Source organism: Priestia sp. ST2 (assembly GCF_055810735.1).
In genome coordinates this window covers 936,049-956,818 of record NZ_JBVVNT010000003.1, presented here as the reverse complement: position 1 = coordinate 956,818, position 20,770 = coordinate 936,049, and the positions used below count along the sequence as shown (strand labels likewise).

Genomic DNA, 20,770 nt, shown 5'->3' with positions numbered 1-20,770 from the left:
TGATAAGCGTGAGGTCGGTGGTTCGAGTCCACTTAGGCCCACCATATTCCACAGTAGCTCAGTGGTAGAGCTATCGGCTGTTAACCGATCGGTCGTAGGTTCGAGTCCTACCTGTGGAGCCATACTGGCCCGTTGGTCAAGCGGTTAAGACACCGCCCTTTCACGGCGGTAACACGGGTTCGAATCCCGTACGGGTCATCTTAAAAGCAGTTTGCATATGCAAACTGCTTTTTTTGTTTGTAAACGGAGTTTATTCTTTTGTCTAAACTCTATTTTTCATTTTTCTATGATTTCCTCGCCTCAAATTACATTTCTTATAGCACATCCATAAACGCTTGTTCTAAATTTCGAAAAAAAACCTACAATAGTAATAACGGCATACTGTTTGTACAAAAGGAGGGGAATGCGTGAAAAAAATTGTTTGGTGGTCCATCGGAGTTTTTCTTGTGTATGGAGCGTGTATTTGGGTGTATTTATTCTATATAAGCGATACCTCTATTCCACAATCATTAAAAGGCACCAGCGTAGACCCGGCTACGTTTATGAATACACGAGAACTTATGTTAACCGAAAAATATTCAAAAATTAGAGATGCGCTCTTTTTTATCCGAATTCCATATGAGTGGCTAGGGTTTATTTTAATTTTAGTGTTAGGTGTGTCTAAGAAAGTTAATAAGTGGTCTAAAGATGTCAGCCGTTTCAGTCTTCTCCAAACTGCTATTTATGTATTTTGGTTATCCGTTCTGCTGCTGATCTATTCTTTTCCTATGGACTGGATTAGCTATAAGCTTTCAAAGGCTTATCATATTACGACGCAACCTTTCCAGGGATGGATGAAGGATCTTTTTACAGATTTTTGGGTGAACTATGCCACCATGTTTTTAGTGATTGCTGTGTTATATGCATTCATTCGTAAGTTTTCAAAAAGATGGTGGCTGTATGCGTGGCTAGTATCTATTCCATTTACGCTATTTTTGACGTTTATTCAACCAGTGGTTATCGATCCGTTATATAACGATTTTTATCCATTAAAGAATAAAGAGCTGGAAACGAAAATTTTGCATTTAGCAGACGAAGCTCATATACCTGCTAAGCATGTATATGAAGTAAACATGTCTGAAAAAACGAACTCCCTTAATGCATATGTGACGGGAATAGGTTCTAATTCAAGAATTGTGTTATGGGATACTACTCTTAATAAATTAACGGAACGTGAAATTTTGTTTATCATGGCGCATGAAATGGGTCATTATGTAAAGAAACATATTTATGTGGGGATTGCTTCAGCATTAGTTTTATCGATCGTAGGCTTATGGCTAACGAAACATTTAGCCAGCTTTGTGATTAAGAGATGGGGAAAAGCATTAAAAATTACTTCTCTTAGTGATTTAAATTCTTTACCGCTTATTCTACTTATTTTTTCTATTCTTACATTTGCTGTGAGTCCGTTAACAAATATGCAGTCGCGTCATCATGAACTTCAATCTGACACGTACGCTATGGACCTAACAGGAGATAAGCAAGCTGCTATTAAAACGTTTCAGGACTTAACGAAATCAGGACTATCTCAGGTAAATCCGCCGTATTTAGTGAAGATTTTCCGATATGGTCACCCAACAATACTGGAAAGAATTTCATTTGTTGAGAAGTATGAAAGAAATGAATAAGTGATATAAGAAAAAGTAAAGGATATATGAAGCCTTTTATACGTAGGTATTAATAGAAAAGCCTCCTTGCGAGTAGGAAAAAAATTCTAAAAGGAGGTTTCATTTTCGAAAGTACTGTTATATAATAACGTATGTAAAATAAAAACTGTTTTATAACAATAGGGAGGAATAGTTATTTGTGATTGAAAAGATAGCAGTCAAAATTCTCAGCGTATATTCACCTCAGCTAAGTCTTACTACATGTCCTTCAACTACTTACTTATTTCATCTACGTTCTTGCTAACATTATGGCAAGCTGCTAATTTACTTCATCATGAAACAGACATATTCTAACTGCTGCGTTTTATATTTTTATGAATATAGAATTTTAAATTCATTAGGGGGTATAAAGAATGAAAGACATTCGTGTAAAAAACCTTGAAGAGAACTGGAAAAGCGATGAGCGTTGGAAAGGAATTGAACGTCCATATTCTGCAGAAAAAGTCATTGGGCTAAGAGGGTCCATTGATATTGAACATACGCTTGCTAGAAGAGGAGCCGAAAAGTTCTGGAACTTATTAAAAACAGAGCCATACGTTCATGCCTTAGGAGCTCTAACAGGAAATCAAGCGGTACAACAGGTAAAAGCAGGGCTAAAAGCAATTTACTTAAGCGGATGGCAAGTAGCTGCAGATGCAAATCTTTCAGGAAACATGTATCCTGATCAAAGTTTATACCCGGCAAACAGCGTGCCCCATGTTGTGAAACGAATCAATCAAGCGCTGCAGCGTGCTGATCAAATTCAGCATTTAGAAGGAGAAGGGGATATCGATTACTTTGCTCCAATTGTAGCAGATGCAGAAGCAGGGTTTGGAGGACAGTTAAACGTATTTGAACTCATGAAAGGAATGATTGAGTCGGGAGCATCTGCCGTACACTTTGAAGATCAATTATCCTCTGAGAAAAAGTGTGGTCATCTCGGCGGCAAGGTATTGCTTCCAACTCAAACCGCTGTGAAAAATTTGATTGCTGCTCGTTTAGCTGCTGATGTAATGGGGGTTCCAACACTTCTGATTGCTCGTACCGATGCTGATGCCGCTGATTTAATTACAAGTGATGTTGATCCTGTAGATCGCCAGTTTATTACAGGTGAACGCACCGCTGAAGGTTTTTATCGCACGAGAGCCGGAATCGATCAAGCTATTGCTCGTGGCTTAGCATATGCGCCATATGCGGATCTAGTATGGTGTGAGACGTCTGAACCAAACTTAGAACAAGCACAAAAATTTGCAGATGCTATTCATGAAAAATTCCCAGGTAAAATGCTTGCTTATAACTGTTCACCATCTTTCAACTGGAAGAAAAAGTTAGATAAGAAAACGATTGAAAAATTCCAAAGAGAAATTGCAAAAATGGGCTACAAGTTCCAGTTTGTTACGCTTGCTGGCTTCCACGCTTTAAACCACAGCATGTTTGAGCTGGCACGAGGATATAAAACAAGAGGAATGGCAGCTTATTCAGAGTTACAAGAAAGAGAGTTTGCTAGTGAAGTAAATGGATATACAGCTACAAGACATCAGCGTGAAGTAGGAACGGGCTATTTTGATGAAGTGGCACAAGTAGTTTCTGGTGGGACTTCTTCTACAACAGCTTTAAAAGGTTCCACAGAAGAAGAGCAGTTTCAGACGCATAAATAACAAAAAAACCTATGAGTGGAATGGTCGGTTACGTCCACTCATAGGAAAGATTCTACTAAAAAAGATTCTTACAGGTGTAAGAATCTTTTTTTATGTAGTAAACACGATTTAACAGACAGCTGTTCTTCCTGAGAAGAAAGGATCTGCCTGTTAAACGTACATATAAATCGTTAATATGAATTAAGCTCCTGAAATATTAAGTAGATGTTTGAAGCAGGGATTGGTACTGTGCTGATAGCTCATAAAAAGCAGTTTCATCACGTTGATCTAATGCCGTGTTAATGTTTGTTTCTAACAGTTCTTTTTGACGCTTAAAAAGCGATTCATCAATTACCATTTCGATATAAACATCCAACATACTCACAGTATCAATTACTTTTTTCTTGCGAGCGAGGGACTTCATCATTTCCGTGTACGATTTTTCATTGTTCATACCTCATCACCTCTGCACCCTTTTTATTATTATATAGATTAAAAGGAGAAAAAACAACTAATTTTCTAAATTTTTAGATTTTTATTTTTAGAAATGATAAAGTAAAAGGGAAACGCTATTTTTGTTTTTATCAATTGACTATTTGGTTTAAAAATGAGTGCTTGGGGGCGAAGAAATTGAATCATTTAAAAAAGCGTACGGTAACGATAGAGGATTTGTATGAACTGAAGTCTGTGTATAATCCTCAGATTTCCCCAGATGGTAAAAGTGTAGTTTATACGGTCCGAGAAACGAAGAAAATAGAAAACACGTATGAGACGCAGCTATTTATGCTAGATCTTGAAACGAAAAAAACAAAGCAATTAACCTACTGTAAAGGAAACAATCATTCTCCAGTATGGTCTCCTGATGGCAAGTGGATTGCTTTTTTATCCGATCGCAGTCAGACCGTTCAGCTCTACCTATTAGCAGCGGCAGGAGGAGAAGCAGAAGTACTCACAGAATTTGAAAAAGGCGTTAGTAATCCGGTGTGGTCTCCTTATAGTGACGAAATTATGTTTTCTACAAAAGTAGGAGAAAAAGCTGTAAGAGTTGAACAAAATCATGAATATCCTCAGCCTTACGAAGTGGAGCGTCTATTGTACAAATCCGATGTTAGCGGTTATTTAAAAGGTGAATATGCTCAAGTTGCCGTCGTTAAACTTAAAAACAAAGAAGTGACGTTTTTAACGGATGGACCTTATCATCACTCTGTTGGGTGCTGGTCCCCTGATGCAAACTCAATTGTATTTTGCAGCAGCCGAGGAGAGAATCCGGATTTATCATTAACTATGGACGTGTTTATTTTGCATCGCGAGACTAAAAAAGTAACATCTATTACAGCAGAAACAGGATATTTTCATCAAGTTTCGTGGTCACCGGATGGGTCATACATAGCATACATTGGAAATGAACGTACATACGGATCGGCTTCAATGAATGACATATACATTTATCAGATCTCTAACCAAAAAACAGCTTGTATCACTGCTGGTATAGACTTAGAAATAGGAGATATGGTAGCAGGAGATTTCCACTTTGGAAGAACCGCAGCGGGAATTATGTGGGGCAGTAATGAAGAATTTTATTTTGTCGTAAGTGAAAAGGGTTCTGTAGGCATATATAAAGGAAATGTGAATGGAAAGTTAGACTCTGTACTTATGGATAATGCTCACGTATATGCAGTATCTGTTCTTCCCAATTGTGAGGAAGCTATCGTGGCAATCAGTACATTTACACATCCCGGAGATCTTTATTCTCTAAATTTAAAAACAGAGGAATTAGTGAAGCTGACAAACGTTAATGACTCATTTTTAAAGCATGTGCAGCTTACACAAGCAGAATCTTTTTACGCGACTTCTACGGACGGTATACATATCCACAGTTGGGTAGTAAAAGCTGCTGCTACCAATGATGTATCTCCAACCATTTTAGAAATCCATGGAGGTCCGCATCTTATGTATGGTCATACATTTATGCTTGAATTCCAAGTACTTGCATCAAAAGGGTTCAATATCCTCTTTTCTAATCCAAGAGGCGGCAGAGGATATGGTCAAGCATTTACAGATGCGGTTCGAGGAGATTATGGAGGCATGGATTATACGGATTTGATGGCAGTGACCGACGAAGCAGTGAAGCGCTACTCTTATATTAATGAAGATAAGCTTGGCGTAACAGGAGGAAGCTACGGAGGGTTTATGACAAACTGGATTGTAGGAAGTACAAATCGGTTTAAAGCAGCGGTAACGCAACGGTCTATTTCAAATTGGACAAGTTTTTACGGCGTTAGTGATATTGGCTATTATTTTACCGAATGGGAATTAAAAGCTGATATTTATGAAAATCCGGAAAAACTTTGGAACCACTCGCCGCTTCGTTTAGCGGAGAATGTTAAAACACCGCTGTTAATCTTGCATAGCGAACAGGATTACAGATGTCCAATTGAACAAGCTGAACAGCTTTATGTGGCCCTGAAAAGAAAAGATAAAGAAGTAGAATTTATTCGTTTTCCTCAGTCTAATCATGAACTTTCTAGAAGCGGTAAGCCTAATTTACGAACGGCGAGACTAAAATATTTAACAAGCTGGTTTAAACGTTATTTAAAACAGTCTCAGTAAAAAGTGCATGGCTGTTCAACCAAATATGTATGTGTAAATAAAGGCTGTATGGCAAGCGTAAAAGGACAGGAAAGGTAAAACGCTGTAAAACTTTTGTTTGGTAAAGGAAAGTAGTACAATAAGTGAAAAGTAGCACAGTTGTTTAAATAAGGAGAACATTCGATGGATTTTGAAACATTAAAGCATTATTTGACGTTAGACGGCGTCCTCGAGTTATTAAAACAATATCAATCATTTGGAATCATTCCAGGGCTGCTGTTGCCTATTTTAGAAGCGTTTATCCCTATCTTGCCGCTTTTTGCGTTTGTAATGGCCAATGCTGCCGCTTTTGGCTTATGGTTAGGCTTTTTAATTTCATGGGTTGGCAGCTGCGTTGGATCACTGCTTGTCTTTTTGATTTTTAGAAAATATGGACAGGCGAGGTTTTTACATTTCATCAGCCGGCATGCGCAAATTCGAAAGATCATGATTTGGGTAGAAAGACACGGGTTCGGACCGCTGTTTATTATGCTTTGTTTCCCTTTTACCCCGTCTTCGGCAATTAATGTAGTAGCAGGACTATCACGTGTTAGTATGGCTCAGTTTATGCTTGCTGTATTAGCCGGTAAAATGGTGATGATATTTATGATGAGCTTTATTGGGGCCGATTTTGTTTCATTTGTGAAACAGCCTCTAAAAGCAGTACTTGTTTTAGTCATCATTTTTGTTCTATGGCTTGTTGGAAAACAAATTGAACGAAGATTAAATGAAAAATCTAAAGTGAAACAGTATGACAAATAGTTTGTTTATATATAACAAATAGTGATGAAAGACTGCTTTTTAATAGGCAGTCTTTTGTTATACATACAGCCAAAAGGGGTATTGTAAACTATAGAAAAGCCTTTTCTTATAGGGATACAACAGCATTTTTGAAAAGATCTTAAAATTTTTCTTAAAGAAGTTATTTGTCTGTTTATTCGGTTGGCAGAACAATGCATATACAGGGTATCTGTCCAGTAATGAACAAGTTTTTTGTTTATCAATTGTGAGAAATATGCTAAAATAAAAGAAAAAACTGGGAATAAATTAGACGTCTATTCCTAGTTGCACCTAAGTAATGAACCCTTTGTTTTCTAGAGATATACGTGTTTTTTCTCAACATGTATTATCACCTCATGTATTTCAAAACGTTTTCTTAAAAATTATATGAATGATTTTTGAGCTTGACTACTAAGATGTAAGTAGAGGGATCATTACTAGAAAAGCACCAAATGATCATTAAGACGTGCTTGGCGTCGTTTTGAGGAGGGGAATGCGCTACTGAGATTCAAGCGACTTGCTGATTAATCGTTGTTAGTAAGCGTCTTATAGCGCGGGTGACATGAGATTAAAAGATAAAGTGGCAATTATTACGGGTGCAGCAAATGGATTAGGATTCGAAGCTTCTCGAATATTCGCACAAGAGGGTGCAAAGGTCGCTATGGTTGACTACGATGCAAAAACGGGAGAAGAACGAGCAGCTCAGCTAAAAGAAGAAGGCGGAGATGTAGCATTTTTTCAAGTGAACGTAGCGGATCGAGACAGTGTAGATGCAATGGTAGAAGAAGTAGTGAAACGCTACTCTAAAATAGATATTTTAATTAACAATGCGGGTATCACCAGAGATGGAATGCTAACCAAATTATCAGTTGAAAATTTTCAAGCAGTAATCAACGTAAACCTTACAGGCGTTTTTCACTGTACACAAGCAGTGGTACCGCATATGATTGCTCAAGGTAAAGGGAAAATTATTAGCACATCTTCGGTATCTGGCGTATATGGAAATGTTGGTCAAACAAACTATGCGGCGACAAAGGCAGGCGTAGTAGGAATGACAAAAACATGGGCTAAAGAGCTGGGACGAAAAGGCATTAATGTAAACGCTGTAGCTCCCGGGTTTATTGAGACGGATATGGTGAAGGCGATGCCAGACAAAATCATTGATCAAATGAAATCCACTATTCCTTTACAAAGACTAGGTCAGCCTTCTGACATTGGTTATGCTTATCTGTATTTAGCATCTGATGAGTCCAACTATATTAACGGTACAACACTTCATGTAGATGGTGGAATCATGATGTAAAAGTAGAAAATAATTCGCTTTTCTAAAACTTTTCAGTGGTCTTTTGACTACTGAAAAGTTTTTTTGTTGCATCCAGCATTTCACATATCGGCAAAGTGGAATTTTGTCTGCAAGTTCAGTAAAATAATAAGGAGAGAGATAGAGAGATTTAGATGATTATCACTATAAAATTTTGACGACTGCGTCACGTGTTTACGTGGCGTTTATCCATTTTGTACTTAAACAAATGAAAACATAGAGAAAAAAATGAAGGGGTGAAAACGTGGGGCTACAGTTTTTATTAGGACGTTCAGGAAGCGGGAAAACGGAATATCTTTTAAATAGCATGCGCCAAGAGCTGTTAAATGCTCCGCTTGGGCATCCACTTATTTATATTGTACCTGAACAGATGACATTTCAGTCGGAGTATGCGCTTGTTCAAACACCTGGGTTAGAAGGCATGATGCGTGCTCAAGTTTATAGTTTTACACGTCTTGCATGGCGTATCCTGCAAGAAGTTGGAGGTATTAGCCGCTATCATGTGGATCAAACAGGTATTCATATGATGCTTAAAAAAATTATCGAACATCAAAAAGAAGAGCTTCGACTGTTTGCGAATTCTTCAGAACAAGCAGGGTTTATTGAAGAACTGGAAAAAATGGTTAAAGAATTTAAACAGTACACAGTAGATGCCCCGTCTCTCGAAGAGATGAAGAAAAAGCTTCAAGCAGAAGATGAGAAAGTCCTTGCTGATAAATTACATGATTTACATCTCATTTACGGAGAATTAGAAAAACAGCTGATGACGAAATATGTAGATGGAGAAGACTATTTGAAGCTGCTGAGTGAAAAAGTAGCGTCTTCTGGCTATCTTGCTCAAGCAACGATTTATGTAGATGGATTTCATCACTATACTCCTCAAGAATTAACCGTATTAGTAGAGCTGATGAAAGTTTGTAGAGAAGTAAAAATAGCGGTGACTTCTGATTATTCATATCAAGATTTTATTCCAAATGACTTGCACTTGTTTCGATTAACGAGCGAAACGTACCAAGAAATAATGAGCCTGGCGGCTGAAAACGGTATAGAGATTCAAGAGCCAATCGTATTTAACGAACAAAAAAGGCATCAAAACAGTCCAGAGCTTGCCTATTTAGAACGATATTATGATGAACGGCCAACGCCGGAATTTCAGTCAGAGCCCGAGCACATTCAGCTGCTGCCGGCTGTTAGCCGAAGAGCAGAAGTTGAAGGGATTGCAAGAGAAGTACTTTCACTTGTGCGCGATCGCGGCTATCGCTACCGTGATATTGCCTTGATTGTTAGAAATGCAGAAGATTACCATGACTTGCTTCAAACCATTTTTCGAGATTATGAAATTCCGTACTTTATTGACCAAAAGCGAGCGATGTTTCACCATCCACTCGTTGAATTTGTTCGCTCAGTCTTAGAGGTGGTAAGCGGGTCATGGCGATATGAAACCATCTTTCGAGCAGTGAAAACAGATCTTTTATTTCCTTTGTCATCTGATGTGCACCAGCTTCGTGAAGAGATGGATGAATTAGAAAATTATGTACTCGCTTACGGTATTCAAGGATCTAAGTGGACGAGCAAGGAACCATTTACCTACAGAAAATATCGTTCACTTGAAGACATGAACCTTGGGAAAACGGACGAAGAGCTTGCTTTTGAGCAAAAAATAAATGAATTAAAAAATATGATTGTTCCTCCTATTTATTCGCTTCAGCAAAAATTAAAACAAGGGAAAATAGGAAAAGAAAAAGCAGAAGCGCTCTATCGTTTTTTAACGAATTTAGATATTCCACAAAAGATAGAAGCGCTGCGCAATCGATGTGAAGAAGAAGGAAAGCTTCAAGAAGCAAGAGAGCACGAGCAGGTATGGAAAGCAATTCTTCACTTATTTGATCAGTTTGTTGAAATGATGGGAGAAGAGAAAGTATCGATTTCTTTGTTTGCAGATCTATTTGAGACAGGGCTTGACAGCATGCAGTTTGCACTTGTTCCGCCTGCACTGGATCAAGTGGTTGTGGCAAGTTTTGAGCGTTCGCGTTTATCCGATATCAAAGCAAGCTTTGTGTTAGGTGTAAATGACGGTGTGATTCCAGCTAAACCAAAAAGCGATGGCCTGTTATCTGAGAAGGAGAGAGAGCAGCTGCTTGAATCAGGTTTATTACTTGCGCCAACCGGAAGACAAAAGCTGTTTGACGAACAATTTCTCATTTATTTAGCACTTTCCAGCTCTTCGGAAAAACTTTATGTTTCGTATCCTCTTGCCAATGAGGAAGGGAAGACCCTGCTGCCTTCCCTCGTTATTAATCGAGTAAAAGAGCTATTTCCGCTCCTGCAGGAAAAACTGTTAATGACGGAACCTACAGATTTAGAAGAAGAAAAGCAGGTTGATTATATTACAAATCCTTTAACGAGCATCGCGCATTTAGCCAGCCAGCTGCAAGGATGGAAACGCCATTATCCGATGAGTTCCGCTTGGTGGGATGTGTATAATTTTTATGTGGAAAATCCAGATTGGAACTCATACAGTGAGAAAGTACTAAGCAGCTTATTTTATCAAAATGAAGCAAAACGGTTAACAAAGAAAACGAGTCAGCGTCTTTATGGAAGGCATATTCAAGCAAGCGTATCGAGAATGGAAAAATTTGAAGCCTGTCCATATGCGCATTTTGCTTCTCACGGGCTCAAGCTTAAAGAACGAAAAGTTTTCAAATTGGCGGCTCCTGACATAGGCGAGTTATTTCACGCGGCGTTGAAAATGATTTCAGACGAACTTCGCGGCGGTCAAAAAGAATGGAAGAACTTAACGAGAAAAGACTGTCAGCAGCTTTCTACGGCTGCAGTGCATGAGCTTGCTCCGCGCTTGCAAAATGAGATTTTATTGAGCTCGAATCGCCACCACTATTTAACACATAAGCTGCAGCAAATTATTGAACGTGCGTCGCTTGTGTTAAGTGAGCACGCTAAGATGAGCGGCTTTGTTCCCGTTGGATTGGAGCTTGGATTTGGACCTAGTGCAGAGCTGCCTTCTATGCAGTTCACACTGCCAAATGGCCATACGATGGAACTCGTTGGCCGAATTGACAGGGTAGATAAAGCGGAAAGCTCAAAAGGACTTTTACTGCGTATTGTCGACTATAAATCAAGCGATAAAGCATTAAACTTAGTGGAAGTGTACTACGGTTTATCTCTTCAAATTTTAGCTTATTTAGACATAGTCGTGACGTATGCTGAACAGCTTCTTCATGATAATAGAGGAGCATTGCCTGCTGGCGTTCTTTATTTCCACGTTCATAATCCAATGATCAACAGTACTAAAGCATTACAGCCTGATCAAATTGAAGCTGAAATCTTCAAGAAGTTTAAAATGAAGGGACTGCTTGTAGGAGACGAGGAAGCAGTAAGGTTAATGGACGAAACATTAGAATCAGGGCACTCACAGGTTATATCAGCTGGCATTAAAAAGACAGGGGGCTTTTATTCCAATTCTTCGGTTGCGAGCGAAGAAGATTTTACACATCTCCGTCAGTATGTGCGAGGTAAATTTGTGGAGGCAGGTACAGAGATTACAAATGGGAAAATTGATATTTCGCCTTATAAACTAAAAGATAAAACACCATGTGCGTTTTGTGAATACCGCTCAATTTGTCAGTTCGATGAATCAATGGAAAACAACGAATATCGTCAGCTTAGTACAGAGAGTCAAAGTGTTATTTTAGATAAAATTCGAGAGGAGGCCAAACGAGATGAGTGAAGATATACACGTAAAACCGGCCGACTCCCAGTGGACGGATGATCAGTGGAACGCCATTGTTTCATCCGGTCAAGATATATTAGTAGCCGCGGCGGCTGGCTCAGGAAAAACAGCGGTTTTAGTTGAACGTATTATTAAAAAGATTACGATGGGTGATGAGCCAATCGATGTTGATAGATTACTCGTTGCTACGTTCACAAATGCTTCTGCAGCCGAAATGCGAAATCGAATTGGAGAAGCATTGGAAAAAGAGTTAAAAAAGAATCCATCTTCTTTGCACTTGCGCAGACAGCTTAATTTATTAAACCGTGCGTCGATTTCTACACTCCATTCTTTTTGTTTAGAAGTCATTCGAACGTATTATTATTTGATTGATGTAGACCCTGGTTTTCGGATTGCAGATGATACGGAAGCCGATCTTCTGCGTGAAGAAGTATTAGAAGAATTGTTTGAAGAACAGTACAGTATTGAACAGAACGAGCGATTCTTTGATTTAATTGATCGTTATACAAGTGACAGAAATGACTTAGATATTCAGCTTATGGTAAGAAAGCTGTATGACTTTGCAAGATCTAACCCTGACCCAAACGGCTGGCTTGAAATGATCGTGAGTCAATATGATGTGACAGAAGACTCTTCTATTGATTCACTTCCGTTTCTATCTTTTCTTTTACAAGAAGTAACAACGCAGCTGATGGGCATTGAGTCGATTTTAAAACAGGGCTTAGAGTTAACAAAGCTGCCAGGAGGGCCTGCTCCTCGCGCCGTTAATGCAGAGGAAGACCTGGCTCAAATTCATCGGCTGATCAGTGCTTCTAAGCATTCTTTTGCTGATTTGCATGAGGAAATGCAGAATTTGAATTTTACTCGTTTAAAGCCATGTAAAGGAGAAGCATACGACTCGCAGCTTTTAGATGATTTCGGAGAGCTTCGCAAAAAAGCTAAAACAAGTCTTGAAAAACTTCATGCTGATTTGTTTTCTAGGCCTTTGCACGGCTACATGGCTGATTTTGAGAAAATGAAGCCCGTTATTGAAACGCTAATCTTTTTAGTTCAGCGCTTCGGTGAACGATATGAACATATGAAAAAAGAGAAAGGGTTAGTGGACTTTTCTGATTTAGAGCATTATTGCCTGCAAATCTTGAGTGTAAAAGAAGATGGAGTGCTTAAGCCTTCGTCCATTGCCCAAAAATATCGTACTCAGTTTGAAGAGGTGCTTGTTGACGAATATCAAGATACAAATATGGTTCAAGAAACACTGATTAAATTAGTGACGAGAGATAGTGAAGAACAAGGGAATTTATTTATGGTGGGAGATGTAAAACAATCCATTTACCGCTTTCGTTTAGCGGAGCCATTTTTGTTTTTAACAAAGTACAAGCGCTTTACACAAGATGGTCGCCAGTTCGGAAAACGTATCGATTTGAATAAAAACTTCCGCAGTCGTTCTCAAGTGCTTGATGCTACAAACTTTATTTTTAATCAGCTGATGGATGAAGAAGTAGGAGAAATTGCATATGACGATGATGCTTCTTTAAAATTAGGAGCATCGTATCCAAAAGCGGAAGGAATGGAAACGGAGCTTCTGCTCATTGCAAAAGAAAATGTAGAAGAAGGAGGGGAAGAAGAATCGGATTCTTCTCTCGTCGCTTTTTCAGAAGCAGAGCTTGAAACGGCTCAGTTAGAGGCAAGAGCAATGGCGCGTAAAATCAAAGAACTCGTTCAAAACCGCTTTCAAATATATGATCGCAAGCTTGATATCATGAGAAATGTGACGTATCGTGACTTTGTTATTTTGCTTCGTTCTATGCCTTGGGCTGCGCAGATTATGGATGAATTTAAGCAAGAAGGCGTGCCCATTTATGCCGATTTATCGACAGGTTATTTTGATGCTACTGAAGTGATGATTATGATGTCTTTATTAAAAGTAGTAGATAACCCGCATCAAGACATTCCGTTAGCTTCTGTTCTTCGCTCACCGGTAGTAGGGCTTTCAGATGAAGAGTTAGCTACACTGAGAGCAGAGCAAAAGAAAGGAACGTATTACGATGCGTTAAAAACGTACTTAGCGGCTTCAGATGATGAAGAACTTCGCGATAAAGTAAAGTATTTCTATGAGCAGTTAAAAGCATGGAGAACACAAGCTAGACAAAGCTCTTTGTCAGAACTGGTATGGCAAATTTACCGCGATACGGGTTTCTTTGAATTTGTTGGCGGACTTCCTGGCGGGAAACAGCGTCAAGCCAATTTACGTGCTCTTTACGATCGCGCTCGCCAGTACGAGGCAACTTCATTTAGAGGTCTGTTTCGATTTTTACGTTTTATTGAACGCATGCAGGACCGAGGGAACGATTTAGGAGCTGCTCGAGCACTGGGAGAACAAGAAGATGTGGTGCGTTTGATGACGATCCACAGCAGTAAAGGTCTTGAATTTCCTGTTGTTTTTGTAGCTGGTCTTGCTCGTCAGTTTAACTTAATGGACTTGAATAAAGCATATTTACTCGATAAAGAACTAGGTTTTGGATCTAAATATATTGATCCAAAACTGCGTATTACGTACCCTACTCTTCTTCAGCAGACCATGAAGAAAAAAATGAAAAAAGAAAGCATGGCAGAGGAAATGCGGGTATTATACGTAGCTTTGACGCGTGCGAAAGAAAAACTTATTTTAGTCGGAACAGTAAAAGATGCACCAGAAAAGCTCAGACAATGGAGCTCCGTTATGGCACATGAAGATTGGACGCTTCCAGCTCACGTGAGAAGAGATGCAAAATGTTATTTAGACTGGATTGGACCTTCTTTAATCCGTCACCAAAATGTTAGTCATATGGTTGAAGGAGAGGTCCAGCCTGCCAAGGTGATTCATCAGCATGCTTCAAGCTGGAAACTTTCAACGTTATTAGCAGATGATTTAGCCGAGCAGCCTCTTGAAGAGCAGCAGCATCATGAAGAGCTTTTAAACGCTCTTCAAAAGCATGAGCCAGTTTCAGAATCGAGCGATTATAAAGACGAAGTGTATAGACGCTTAAATTGGTCTTATGATTATCGTGTAGCTTCAGTTCATCGTTCGAAGCAATCTGTTTCTGAACTAAAAAGGCAGCAGCAGCTGACGGACGCAGGTGGAAGCGACGATCTCATTCGGGGATCTAAAGCACCTCTTGAAAATCGTCCGCTGTTTCTTCAAGAGAAATCTCTCACAGGAGCTGAAAGAGGAACAGCTACACATGCCGTTATGCAGCAGCTTCCATTAAATAAAGCTTATACCCTTGAAATGGTTCAAGACTTTATTCAATCAATGGTTACCAAAGAATTATTGACGCAAGAACAAGCGGATGCTGTTGATGCAAATGATGTAGCAGACTTTTTAGACAGTGACATTGCACAAGGTATTCGAACGGCTCGCACGCTTTATAGAGAGATGCCTTTTAGTTTAGGTGTCTCCGCTAAAGAAATCTATGATCATTGGGAGCAGGAAGACGAAACAATTTTAGTGCAAGGTATTATTGATTGTTTGTATGAAACGGAAGAAGGTCTCGTTTTACTTGATTTTAAAACCGATAACATTTCGGATCGTTTTCAAGGGGATTTTGAACGAGCAAAACCATTTCTAATTGACAGATACCGCATTCAGTTAGAGCTTTACGCAAAGGCCATTGAGCGGATTGTAAAACAACCTGTGCAGCATCGCTATCTGTACTTTTTAGATGGTGGACATGCTGTTGAAATATAAAAAAAGAAGAAGGCGATAGTCTTCTTCTTTTTCACCAATAAGGAGAGAGTAACATGCGTTTATTACATACAGCGGATTGGCATTTGGGGCGAACGTTAGAAGGTCGAAGCCGTCTAGCTGAGCAAGCACAGTTTTTAGATGAACTGGCAGACATTGTGGAAGAAGAAAAGATAGATGCTATTCTCATGGCGGGAGATGCCTTTGATACGGTTAACCCTCCAGCAGCGGCAGAGCAGCTTTTTTACGAAAGTATGTCTAGGTTGAGCAACAATGGAAAACGTCCGATTATTGTTATTGCAGGTAATCATGACAACCCAGATCGGCTGTCGGCGGCTTCTCCATTAGCTGTTCATCAAAATATTACGCTTCTTGGTTTGCCTACTACCGATGTAGAAAGCATTCACATTCCTACATCAGATGAAGTGTTAAAGGTTGCGGCTCTTCCTTACCCATCTGAAGCAAGGTTAAAGGAACTGTTAGCAGAAGAAAATGATGAGCTGGCTCTTCGAAACTCATATGATGCCAGAGTAAAAGGTATTTTTGATAAAATGAGTGAGCAGTTCACAACAGATACCGTTAATATTGCCATGAGTCATATTTACGTAGCAGGGGGAAGTTCAACGGACTCAGAACGTCCAATTGAAGTAGGAGGAGCTTATACGGTGGCGGCAACTAGTTTACCTGCTAATGCTCAATATGTAGCTCTAGGACATTTGCATCGCCCGCAAATGATCAATCGCGCCAGCACCCTTGCAAGATATTCTGGGTCACCTCTTGCCTATAGCTTTTCAGAGTCAGGCTATGCAAAGTCTGTTACCATTTTAGACGCTCAGCCAGGAAAAGAGGTCGAAATGACCGAAATTCCATTATCCAGCGGAAAGCCTTTGACACGTTGGAAAGCAAAAAACGGACTGCTAGAAGTATATACGTGGCTTGATGAACAGAAAGATGCGCAGGCATGGGTTGATTTAGAAGTTCACGTAGAAGATGCACTTTCATTAGAAGAAATCCATCGTCTTCGCAAGCTTCATCCAGGCTTTATTCATATCCGTCCAGTATTCAAAGCAGAAGAACTAGCACTTGAAACACGTTCACAGCGAGAAGTGCCGATCGAAGAACTGTTTACAAAGTTCTACAGCAGGCAAACCGGCGGAGGGGCACCTGATGATGAATTAGTCAAACTGTTTTTAACCTTGATTAACGATGAAGAAGTATCGGGAAAGGAGGATGAAAAATGAAACCTATTAACTTGACCGTTTCGGGGCTTCACAGTTTTAGAGAAAAACAAACTGTCGACTTTGAAGCGCTGTGTTCAGGCGGTGTTTTCGGAATATTTGGTCCTACAGGAAGCGGGAAATCCTCCATTTTGGATGCCATTACACTAGCTTTATACGGAAAAGTAGAGCGTGCAGCAAATAATACACAAGGAATTTTAAATCACGGGGAAAATGAACTGAAAGTATCGTTTACGTTCGAGCTGGAAAACGCTAGTCATAAAAAACGCTATACTGTTGAACGAAGCTTCAAACGAACGGATGAACTGCGTGTGAAATCAGCTTCAAGTCGATTGATTGAAATCGAAGATGAAACGTACGTATTAGCAGATAAAACGAATGATGTAAATCAGCAGGTACAGGAACTTCTCGGTTTAACTATTGATGATTTTACAAGAGCTGTTGTATTACCACAGGGAAAGTTTGCAGAGTTTTTATCATTAAAAGGGACGGAGCGCCGTCAAATGCTGCAGCGTCTTTTTAATCTCGAGCAGTACGGAGATCAGCTTAGTAAGAAAATACGCTATCAAGTTCAGCAGCTAAAAACAGACCTAGATAAGATTACGGCAGAACAAACGGGATTAGGTGAAGCTTCAACAGAGAAAGTAGCGGAAGCCCGGCAGCTTGTAAGTGATAGCATTGTACTTTTGGAAAAACGAGAAAAAGAAGCGTCTGATTTGCAGGAAAGATACGATCAGCAGGCGTCTCTTTGGAAAGCGCAGCAGGAAAAAACAATGCTAGAAGAAAAACTAGTGCATGCTTCTAAGCAGGAAGAGGAGATTAAACAAAAGCAAGATGTGCTGACGAAAGCTCAGCAGGCAGAACGTCTTTTTCCCTATTTAGAAACATTTGAACAAGCTGAAAAACAGCAGAAGCTTTATGAAGATAAAGTAGAAAAATTAAAAGCACAAATTGTTCAAAAAAGTGAGGAATATAAGCGCTCAAATAACTTATATGAGCAGGCTCGCTTACAAAAAAATGAACAGCAGCCCAAATTGGTTGTTCAAAAAGAACAGCTTCAACAAGCTTCTGATCTTCAAAAACAAATTAAAGAAGGTCAGCAAGAAATAAAAGAAGCGGAAGTTTCTCTTCAGCAAAAGCAGCAGGCAATTCAAACGAAAAATGATGAATTAATGGAAGCGGATCAGCGGTATCAGCAAGGTTTGACTCTTCAAAAAGAGTTAAAGGAAACATTAACAAAAGTGGAGATTCAACCTGATTATCGGCAGGCTGTTCAGCAAGCATTTTACCGTTATCAAGTATGGAATAACGATAAAAAAAACCTAGATGAAGGTCAAAAAACGTATAAAGAAAAAGCCGAACAGCTTAAGCATTTGTACACACAAAAACAAACACACAAAGAGAGAGATCAGCAAACAATAGAACAAAGTAAAGGGTTATTTTCAGATATTCAAGGCTTGTATCACACTGTATGTGAGCGGGAAAAAGAGTTTCAGCAGCTTTTTCAACAAGCAGATCGTTTAATGAGCGATCTAAAAAGACGCAAAGAAAAAGAATGGTCACGCCGTCTGGCTCATCAATTAGCCGAGCAGCTGACCCAAGGAGAGCCTTGTCCGGTTTGTGGCTCTGAGCATCACCCTAACCCCGTGTTACACCAACAAGAAGGTGACGTCACAACTGAATCAGCGGATCAGTTCGAAGATCAAGTTAATCAGTTGCGTGAACAGCGATTTAGCTATTCGTCGCTCAAAATGCAGCTTGAACAGCTAGCTAAACCTCTTGTTGAAAAAATACCTGAGTTAGCTGAGTTTATGAATGAAGCTGGCGAAGTTCCTGCTTTAGGAGAAATGGATACAGATGCCTTTGGGCATTATGCTAAGAAAATAGAAGTTGAAATCAAATCTCTTGAGCAGGATTATTTGCAGGTAAGTGAAAAACAGCAAGCAATTCTTGGGCAGATACAAAAGGTCCAGCAAAGTCTTGAAAAGATTGAATTAGAGCTTGCTCATTATCAAAAAGAACAAGCTGAATTAGAAGGAAAGATAAATCAGCAAAAACAGGCGCTACAAGCAGGAAAAGAAGCTTTTCAACAAGACTATCCTTCCTTTGTATTTGAAGAGATGGAAAAAATTAATGAAAAGCTGACTGAAAGAGAAAAAGAAGAGCAGACAATAAAGGCTCGAATTGAAAAAAGTAGCGTATTTTTTGAAAATCAGCAAAAGAAAATCGAACGTCTAAAAGAAGAGAAATATGCGGGCGAAAAAGAATTTACAGAATTAAAAGCAATGCTGTCTCATAAACAATCTCTTGTTCACTCGCAAATTGAACGCTTGCGTACGCTTACAGATCAAGAAGATATTGAACAGACGCTGCAAAAAACAGTTCTTTTACTTGCAGAGTTAGAGACGAATGAACAGCAGGCATATCAACATTGGCAGACTGTTCAAAAAGCGTATCAAACGCTGCAAATGGATGAAAAAGCGGCGAGCGAGTCCCTAGAAACAGCTCATATCCAGTATAAAAAGGCAGCTGAAAAATGGGAAGAAGCGGTAGGGAATTCTTTATTCAGCGAAGGAAAAGAAGTTCAGCAAGCTTTGTTATCACATGATGAGATGAAATTGTTGGATGAAACTGTTCAGGCTTATTGGGACAATATAAAACAGATGAAGTCATCAATTGAACAGTTAAATATTCAGCTGAATCACCAGTCCATAGAAGAGCACCAATTTGAAGAAACTCAGCAGCTGCTTCATGATATAAAAGCGGCTGTGAAAGAAGCGGTTCAGCTCAAGGGAGCAGCTGAGCAAACGTTAAAAAGCGTCAAAGAACGGCATGAGCGATTTTTAGTGCTTGAACAGGACCGTGAAGAAAAACAAGCGTTATTTGAACAGTATCAAAAGCTTCAAACAGTATTTAAAGGAAATGCTTTCGTGGAATATATTGCTGAAGAACAGCTGATGTCCGTTAGCCGAGATGCTTCAGAGCGTCTGGGTATATTAACACGTCAGCGCTATGCGATTGAAGTTGATTCCCAAGGCGGCTTTATTATGAGAGATGATGCAAATGGAGGCGTAAAACGTCCGGTTTCAACTTTATCTGGTGGAGAGACGTTTTTAACTTCCCTGGCTTTGGCCCTTTCATTATCTGCACAAATTCAGCTAAGAGGAGAGTATCCGCTGCAGTTTTTCTTTTTAGATGAAGGATTTGGAACGCTTGATGGAGAGCTTCTTGATACCGTGGTAACAGCGCTTGAAAAACTTCAGTCCAATAATTTATCAATTGGAGTCATCAGTCACGTGCAAGAACTTCGTGCTCGCCTGCCAAAACGTTTGATTGTTGAGCCGTCCGAGCCTTCTGGCAAAGGAACTAGTGTAAGAGTAGAAACTTTATAGGGAAGGAAATCTATATGAAGAAAAAAGACAGGCGGATAGGAACATGCGAATTATGCGGAAGGCAGGATGTCTTGACGACCGTACATCATTTAACGCCAAAGGAAATGGGCGGAGCATTTGAACCAACAGCAAACTTATGTATTCCGTGTCATAAACAAATTCATGCGTTATACACAAATGATGAATTAGCCATTCGTCTTAATACAATTTCTTTATTACAAGCTGATTCTAAAATTAGCTCTTTTATTAAATGGATTCGTAAACAGCCTTCTTCTAAATTACCTAAAACCAAGAAATCAAACAGCCGAAAATCCAGGTGAATAAAAAACCCCTTATCCGCTTTAATAGCAAAGATAAGGGGTTTTTTTAAGCATTTGCTGCTATATTTTGATCGAATAAATCTGGATCTAACGTATTTGTTCCTGAAATGCCGTTATTAGTATTAACAAAGTTACCTGTATTTAAAGAACCAGAGCCTGACGCTGTTTTAGCGGCACTTTTTGGAGAAACATAAAACGTATCTCCAAACGTTACGACACCGCCTCCGACGCTCATGATACTAACGGGTCCAATTATTGCTGGCATGAGATTCACACCCTTTTTTCATGATATTAATT

At 39.4% G+C, this 20,770-nt stretch carries 12 protein-coding genes and 2 tRNA genes; 12 read left to right on the top strand and 2 right to left on the bottom strand.

Annotated features, from left to right (window positions below; translation table 11 throughout):
• The first annotated feature begins 47 nt into the window (after positions 1-47).
• The 4 genes from AC0KUU_RS17160 (at position 48) to aceA (ending at position 3,343) form a co-directional block, all read left to right on the top strand.
• A tRNA-Asn gene (locus AC0KUU_RS17160) sits at positions 48-122 on the top strand.
• A 4-nt stretch (positions 123-126) separates the two neighbouring features.
• A tRNA-Glu gene (locus tag AC0KUU_RS17155) sits at positions 127-198 on the top strand.
• A gap of 209 nt (positions 199-407) precedes the next feature.
• Positions 408-1,667: a M48 family metallopeptidase gene (locus AC0KUU_RS17150; RefSeq protein WP_322551714.1), complete on the top strand. Its 1,260-nt coding sequence runs from the start codon at positions 408-410 to the stop codon at positions 1,665-1,667.
• Between the two features lie 392 nt (positions 1,668-2,059).
• On the top strand, positions 2,060-3,343 hold the full coding sequence (gene aceA / locus AC0KUU_RS17145) for an isocitrate lyase (protein ID WP_016762997.1): 1,284 nt from the start codon (positions 2,060-2,062) through the stop codon (positions 3,341-3,343).
• Positions 3,344-3,539: 196 nt separating this feature from the next.
• Here the strand turns inward: aceA and AC0KUU_RS17140 are convergent, their stop codons facing one another.
• Positions 3,540-3,776 (bottom strand): IDEAL domain-containing protein, encoded by a 237-nt coding sequence (locus tag AC0KUU_RS17140; protein WP_028412421.1) that lies wholly within the window; start codon positions 3,774-3,776, stop codon positions 3,540-3,542.
• A 176-nt stretch (positions 3,777-3,952) separates the two neighbouring features.
• On the opposite strand from AC0KUU_RS17140, the gene AC0KUU_RS17135 reads away from it, so the two are divergent.
• From AC0KUU_RS17135 to AC0KUU_RS17100, 8 genes are all read left to right on the top strand, one after another.
• Entirely contained in the window at positions 3,953-5,932 is a 1,980-nt protein-coding gene (locus tag AC0KUU_RS17135; RefSeq protein WP_237074497.1) for a S9 family peptidase, read from the top strand.
• 162 nt (positions 5,933-6,094) lie between these two features.
• Complete coding sequence (locus AC0KUU_RS17130; protein WP_013081701.1) at positions 6,095-6,712, top strand: TVP38/TMEM64 family protein; 618 nt, start codon at positions 6,095-6,097, stop codon at positions 6,710-6,712.
• A gap of 580 nt (positions 6,713-7,292) precedes the next feature.
• Complete coding sequence (gene fabG / locus AC0KUU_RS17125; RefSeq protein WP_013055347.1) at positions 7,293-8,033, top strand: 3-oxoacyl-ACP reductase FabG; 741 nt, start codon at positions 7,293-7,295, stop codon at positions 8,031-8,033.
• A gap of 262 nt (positions 8,034-8,295) precedes the next feature.
• A complete protein-coding gene (addB, locus tag AC0KUU_RS17120; protein WP_322551715.1) occupies positions 8,296-11,796 on the top strand; it encodes a helicase-exonuclease AddAB subunit AddB in 3,501 nt (1,166 codons plus the stop codon).
• The gene (gene addA, locus AC0KUU_RS17115; protein ID WP_043980878.1) at positions 11,789-15,526 is read left to right on the top strand and encodes a helicase-exonuclease AddAB subunit AddA; all 3,738 of its coding nucleotides are present in this window, start codon (positions 11,789-11,791) and stop codon (positions 15,524-15,526) included. The genes addB and addA overlap by 8 nt, the downstream gene beginning before the upstream one ends.
• A 53-nt stretch (positions 15,527-15,579) precedes the next feature.
• Entirely contained in the window at positions 15,580-16,764 is a 1,185-nt protein-coding gene (locus AC0KUU_RS17110) for an exonuclease SbcCD subunit D (protein WP_322551716.1), read from the top strand.
• On the top strand, positions 16,761-20,153 hold the full coding sequence (locus AC0KUU_RS17105; RefSeq protein ID WP_237074499.1) for an SbcC/MukB-like Walker B domain-containing protein: 3,393 nt from the start codon (positions 16,761-16,763) through the stop codon (positions 20,151-20,153). Before AC0KUU_RS17110 ends, AC0KUU_RS17105 begins: the two co-directional genes overlap by 4 nt.
• Positions 20,154-20,167: 14 nt before the next feature.
• Positions 20,168-20,473 carry an HNH endonuclease gene (locus tag AC0KUU_RS17100; protein ID WP_033578017.1) on the top strand — a complete coding sequence of 102 codons (306 nt, stop codon included), beginning with the start codon at positions 20,168-20,170 and terminating at the stop codon, positions 20,471-20,473.
• Between the two features lie 46 nt (positions 20,474-20,519).
• Here the strand turns inward: AC0KUU_RS17100 and AC0KUU_RS17095 are convergent, their stop codons facing one another.
• The gene (locus tag AC0KUU_RS17095) at positions 20,520-20,738 is read right to left on the bottom strand and encodes a spore germination protein (protein ID WP_025749935.1); all 219 of its coding nucleotides are present in this window, start codon (positions 20,736-20,738) and stop codon (positions 20,520-20,522) included.
• Positions 20,739-20,770: the final 32 nt, after the last annotated feature.

What these genes read in the sequence shown, in the direction of transcription:
- AC0KUU_RS17130 (WP_013081701.1), top strand. Translation starts at nt 6,095, where the DNA reads ATGGATTTTGAAACATTAAAGCATTATTTGACGTTAGACGGCGTCCTC.
- addA (WP_043980878.1), top strand. Translation starts at nt 11,789, where the DNA reads ATGAGTGAAGATATACACGTAAAACCGGCCGACTCCCAGTGGACGGAT.
- AC0KUU_RS17095 (WP_025749935.1), bottom strand. Translation starts at nt 20,738, where the DNA reads ATGCCAGCAATAATTGGACCCGTTAGTATCATGAGCGTCGGAGGCGGT.
- AC0KUU_RS17110 (WP_322551716.1), top strand. Translation starts at nt 15,580, where the DNA reads ATGCGTTTATTACATACAGCGGATTGGCATTTGGGGCGAACGTTAGAA.
- fabG (WP_013055347.1), top strand. Translation starts at nt 7,293, where the DNA reads ATGAGATTAAAAGATAAAGTGGCAATTATTACGGGTGCAGCAAATGGA.
- AC0KUU_RS17100 (WP_033578017.1), top strand. Translation starts at nt 20,168, where the DNA reads ATGAAGAAAAAAGACAGGCGGATAGGAACATGCGAATTATGCGGAAGG.
- aceA (WP_016762997.1), top strand. Translation starts at nt 2,060, where the DNA reads ATGAAAGACATTCGTGTAAAAAACCTTGAAGAGAACTGGAAAAGCGAT.
- AC0KUU_RS17105 (WP_237074499.1), top strand. Translation starts at nt 16,761, where the DNA reads ATGAAACCTATTAACTTGACCGTTTCGGGGCTTCACAGTTTTAGAGAA.
- AC0KUU_RS17140 (WP_028412421.1), bottom strand. Translation starts at nt 3,776, where the DNA reads ATGAACAATGAAAAATCGTACACGGAAATGATGAAGTCCCTCGCTCGC.